Raw genomic sequence first — 4,671 nt, forward strand, 5'->3', positions numbered from 1 at the left:
AGTTCGAAGTTCGAAGTTCGAGAAATTTAAAAACCTTGCGGTTAACATCGCAAGGTTTTTTTATACCTGTAGGCAATAAACCCGCTTAAAAAACCATATACACAAAGAGAAGCGAATGAGGAGTAAATGAGAAAACAATAACCATTAGCCCAACTGATTAATTCGAGTCTCTAGGCTCGCTGCCGTGAACCCAAACACCCTGCTTGGCTTAATCTCTACCTAACACCTAGCACCTAATACCTAATACCTAAAACCTGCTCTTCACTTTAGACCAGACGCGGTGTAAACCCGCTACTACATCAATCAGCCTTACCCCGCTTCTCGCAGCTCGTCGCTCGTGAGCTTTTCTAACCTTTAACCTTTAACCTTTAACCTAATATTTTCATACAGACATAAAAAAACCGCTTATTAAGCGGTTTTTTTCTAACATTTACGGGCTATTTTATAACGCGTAAATGTGAGCCTTTTTTCTTTTCAGGCTTGGGAGCTGGCGTTTCATCAACTATTTCAGGTGATGAATCGACACTTTCAAGCTCTGGAGCAAAATCGTCTTCGTCCTCTAAAAACTCATCTGCAGTAAAGACTGTGCCTTCGCCATTTTCACGTGCATATATTGCAAGTACAGCCCCTAAAGGCACGTATACTTGCATTGGCTGGCCGCCAAAGCGCGCGTTAAAGCTAAGCTGAGTATTATCTAACGAAAACTGCGTAACCGCCGAAGGGCTTATGTTCAATACAATTTGACCATCTTGGACAAACTGTGTTGGCACTTGCACTGCAGGAAAGTCAGCATTGACCACTAAGTGTGGCGTGCATTCGTTATCAACAATCCAATCAAAAAAAGCGCGTAGTAAATAAGGACGATTAGAGGTCATTATAAACGGATCTCACGCTCTGCTTCAGTTAAAGAAGCTTGGAATGATTCACGTTCAAATAAACGAATCATATACTCTTTAAGTTCTTTAGAGCCTGCACCATTTAGCTCAATACCAAACTCTGGTAAACGCCATAACAGTGGAGCTAAATAACAATCAACTAAGCTAAACTCTTCACTCATAAAGTAAGGCGCTTCACTAAAGATTGGTGCTATTGCAAGTAATGCTTCTGTCAGCTCTTTACGAGCTTGCGCCGCATCAGAGGTGTTGTTAATGATTTTTTCAGCTAGGCTGTACCAATCAGTATCAATACGGTGCATCATTAATCGACTACGACCACGCATGACCGGATATACAGGCATTAGTGGAGGATGAGGAAAACGTTCATCAAGGTATTCCATGATGATATTTGCCTGATATAAACCAAGCTCACGGTCAATCAGTGTTGGCACTGTGCCGTAAGGGTTAATTTCGTGAAGTGCTTCTGGCAGGTTATCCTTTTCAGCCATATGAATATCTACACTTACACCTTTTTCAGCAAGTACAATACGTACTTGGTGGCTATACATACAGTTAGCACCAGAAAAAAGGGTCATTACAGGGCGCTTATTGGCAGCTACGGCCATGCCTACCTCCATTAAATAACTAAAACAGCAATAGGGGCTTAAGCCCCTATTGCAAAATTACCTTTAAATATGTTCAAACTTAATGAACATCTCTCCAGTATTCTTTCTTCAGCATAAATGCCAAGATAAATAGGATAATTAAAAATCCGATTACCTTAAGACCTAGCGCTTCCGACTCGAGACGTGTAGGTTCACCTACATACTCTAGGAAATTCGTTAAATCACGAACTGCTTGGTCATATTCATCTACACTTAATTCGCCCGTACCATCTGTTTTTGTACCAGTAATATGAGTGGTTGTTTTACCATCTACTGTTACTTCTTCAGTAATTGCAGTAGGAACACCTTGCAACTCTTGAAGAACATGTGGCATACCCACCGATGGGAATAACGTATTATTTACGCCAAACGGACGAGATTCATCTTTGTAAAACGATTTTAAATAGGTGTAAATCCAATCACTGCCACGCACACGCGCAACGTTGGTTAGATCCGGCGGAGCCGCACCAAACCATTTTGCAGCATCTTCTTTTGCCATAGCGTTAAGGATATGACCACCCACTTTTGAACCATCAAAAATAAGTTGCTCTTGACCAATCTCTGTTGGAATACCAATGTCACGGAAAGTACGTTCATAACGTTGATACTGCATTTGGTGACAACCAAGACAGTAGTTCATGAACAACTTTGCGCCACGCTGCAAAGAAGGTTGATCAGATATATCGTTACCCGCTTCCATTAGAGGAACTGACGGGCCTGCCGCCATTGCAGGTAACACGTTTACTGATAAAGCAAATAAACCTATTAATAGCTTTTTCATCATTTCGTTAACCTCTCAGGCAATGGCTTAGTTTTTTCATTCTTACTGTAAACGAATAACAGTACGAAGAACATAAAGTAAGTCACAGTACAGACTTGCGAAACAATCGTTTTAAAATCAGTTTGTGGTGTAGCACCAACCCAACCTAAAAGAACGAAAGTAACAACAAAACCTGCAATGTTCCATTTGTGGAAACCACAACGGTAACGAACTGAACGAACCGAACCACGGTCAATCCAAGGTAATAATGCTAGCACAACAATTGATGCACCCATTGCAGCAACACCCATTAGTTTGTCAGGGATTGCACGTAAGATTGCATAGAATGGCGTAAAGTACCAAACAGGGAAAATATGCTCTGGTGTTTTAAGTGGGTTAGCTGCTTCAAAGTTTGGCGCTTCTAAGAAGAAGCCACCCATAGCAGGCATAAAGAACACAACCCAGCAGAACAAGATTAAGAAGCCAACCACGCCCACAATATCTTTTACTGTGTAATAAGGGTGGAACGGAATCGCATCAATAATGTCTTTTTTATCAGTGTAGTATTCATGGAACTTAAATTTAGGCTTGTCTTCTTCAGCCACAGTTCCTTTTTTACGTTTGTTATCAATACCGTCAGGGTTATTAGAACCCACTTCGTGTAGTGCAACAATGTGTAAAAATACTAAGATAACAATAACCAATGGCAGTGCAATTACATGTAATGCAAAGAAGCGGTTAAGCGTTGCACCTGAAATTACATAGTCACCACGGATCCACAGTGTTAAGTCATCACCAATAACCGGGATAGCCCCGAATAATGAAATGATTACCTGTGCACCCCAGAACGACATTTGGCCCCATGGTAATAAGTAACCCATGAATGCTTCAGCCATTAGGGCTAAGAAAATGAACATACCGAATAACCACAGTAATTCACGTGGTTTTTGGTAAGAACCGTAGATCATGCCACGGAACATGTGCATGTAAACAACGATGAAAAACGCAGATGCACCCGTTGAATGCAAATAACGTAATAACCAACCGTACTCTACATCACGCATGATGTATTCTACTGATGCAAATGCACCTTCAGCAGATGGTACATAGTTCATCGTTAACCAAATACCTGTAAGTATTTGGTTTACTAGTACTAACATAGCTAGAGAGCCGAAGAAGTACCAGAAGTTAAAGTTTTTCGGTGCTGGATACTGTGCAATGTGCATGTTCCAAACACGTGTCATTGGGATACGGTCGTCTATCCACTCAACAATTTTACCAAACATTAGGCCACCCCTTGTTCTTCGCCCACTAAAATAGTGGTCTCATCAAGAAAAGTATATGGTGGAATTTCTAAATTTAATGGTGCAGGTACCGATTGGAATACACGGCCAGCCATATCAAACTTAGAACCGTGACATGGACAGTAAAAACCGTCATCAGTCCCTTCCACTTTCTCACCAAAGCCACCTTGTAAAAAGCTAGGTGAACAACCCAAATGCGTACAAATACCTACAGCGACAAAAATCTCTGGGCGTAATGAACGGAAATCATTGGTTGATGATTCTAATTGTTGTGGCTCTTGCGATTGCGGATCACGAAGTTGACCTTCATGTTCTTTCATCTGCTCAAGCATTTTTGGGGTCCGTGATACAACCCATACAGGTTTACCACGCCACTCGACACGTATTAATTGTCCTGGCTCAAGTTTGCTGATATCTACTTCTACAGGCGCACCCGCAGATTTAGCTCGCTCACTTGGATTCCAAGACGCAATAAAAGGAACAGCAGCCCCAGCCGCACCAACACCACCAACAACAGAGGTAGCTATGGTTAAAAAGCGACGTCGGCCATTGTCTACAGGCGCATTGCTCATCCACTTATCTCCACTATGATTCTCAACACTTGCTATATTGAGAACATCAGTTACAGCAGGTTAATTTTTCGAATTTTAAAAGAGAAACGATCATAATTAAAACCCTTGTTTAAAACAAGGTTATTCACAGCCTCCTGCTCGAATAAACCTGACTTGCTCAAATAGTTGATTAAGTAAGCTCGAGTATGAAACCAAATGACTATAGTATCGCTTCCGTAAAAACAATTTGTAAACAAGTACAATCTCACCAACTAAGTACAGTAACAACTGAATTTGGCGACATTAAACTCATTCACTTTATTTGCCCGCCAATTGTAGCAAAAAAATTCACCAATTAACTGATGGATTTAAACTAATTGCGATAATTATTTAACTTTTTTTGCGTTAGTCGGTCATTTTTAAGCTTTCGTTCAATAAATACGCATGCTTTGCCGATTCTGATCAAGCTAATGTCGACATTAGTCGTAAGGGGAAAGGTTCGGGGTTCGGGGTTCG

At 41.0% G+C, this 4,671-nt stretch carries 5 protein-coding genes; all 5 read right to left on the reverse strand.

Features of this window, described 5'->3' with window-relative positions; translation table 11 throughout:
* Window positions 1-437 precede the first annotated feature (437 nt).
* Window positions 438-875, reverse strand: coding sequence for a ClpXP protease specificity-enhancing factor (locus CWB77_RS17725; RefSeq protein ID WP_008110860.1), 438 nt, complete (start codon window positions 873-875; stop codon window positions 438-440).
* The gene (gene sspA, locus CWB77_RS17730; protein ID WP_008110861.1) at window positions 875-1,501 is read right to left on the reverse strand and encodes a stringent starvation protein SspA; all 627 of its coding nucleotides are present in this window, start codon (window positions 1,499-1,501) and stop codon (window positions 875-877) included. The genes CWB77_RS17725 and sspA overlap by 1 nt, the downstream gene beginning before the upstream one ends.
* Window positions 1,502-1,580: 79 nt before the next feature.
* The gene (locus CWB77_RS17735; RefSeq protein WP_041709186.1) at window positions 1,581-2,324 is read right to left on the reverse strand and encodes a cytochrome c1; all 744 of its coding nucleotides are present in this window, start codon (window positions 2,322-2,324) and stop codon (window positions 1,581-1,583) included.
* Entirely contained in the window at window positions 2,321-3,586 is a 1,266-nt protein-coding gene (locus tag CWB77_RS17740) for a cytochrome b (protein ID WP_010390662.1), read from the reverse strand. The genes CWB77_RS17735 and CWB77_RS17740 overlap by 4 nt, the downstream gene beginning before the upstream one ends.
* Complete coding sequence (gene petA / locus CWB77_RS17745) at window positions 3,586-4,176, reverse strand: ubiquinol-cytochrome c reductase iron-sulfur subunit (RefSeq protein WP_010390661.1); 591 nt, start codon at window positions 4,174-4,176, stop codon at window positions 3,586-3,588. The genes CWB77_RS17740 and petA overlap by 1 nt, the downstream gene beginning before the upstream one ends.
* Between the last annotated feature and the right edge of the window lie 495 nt (window positions 4,177-4,671).

This window comes from Pseudoalteromonas sp. S1610 (genome assembly GCF_005887465.1).
GTDB lineage: Bacteria > Pseudomonadota > Gammaproteobacteria > Enterobacterales > Alteromonadaceae > Pseudoalteromonas > Pseudoalteromonas undina.

What these genes read in the sequence shown, in the direction of transcription:
- CWB77_RS17725 (WP_008110860.1), bottom strand. Translation starts at nt 875, where the DNA reads ATGACCTCTAATCGTCCTTATTTACTACGCGCTTTTTTTGATTGGATT.
- sspA (WP_008110861.1), bottom strand. Translation starts at nt 1,501, where the DNA reads ATGGCCGTAGCTGCCAATAAGCGCCCTGTAATGACCCTTTTTTCTGGT.
- CWB77_RS17735 (WP_041709186.1), bottom strand. Translation starts at nt 2,324, where the DNA reads ATGATGAAAAAGCTATTAATAGGTTTATTTGCTTTATCAGTAAACGTG.
- CWB77_RS17740 (WP_010390662.1), bottom strand. Translation starts at nt 3,586, where the DNA reads ATGTTTGGTAAAATTGTTGAGTGGATAGACGACCGTATCCCAATGACA.
- petA (WP_010390661.1), bottom strand. Translation starts at nt 4,176, where the DNA reads ATGAGCAATGCGCCTGTAGACAATGGCCGACGTCGCTTTTTAACCATA.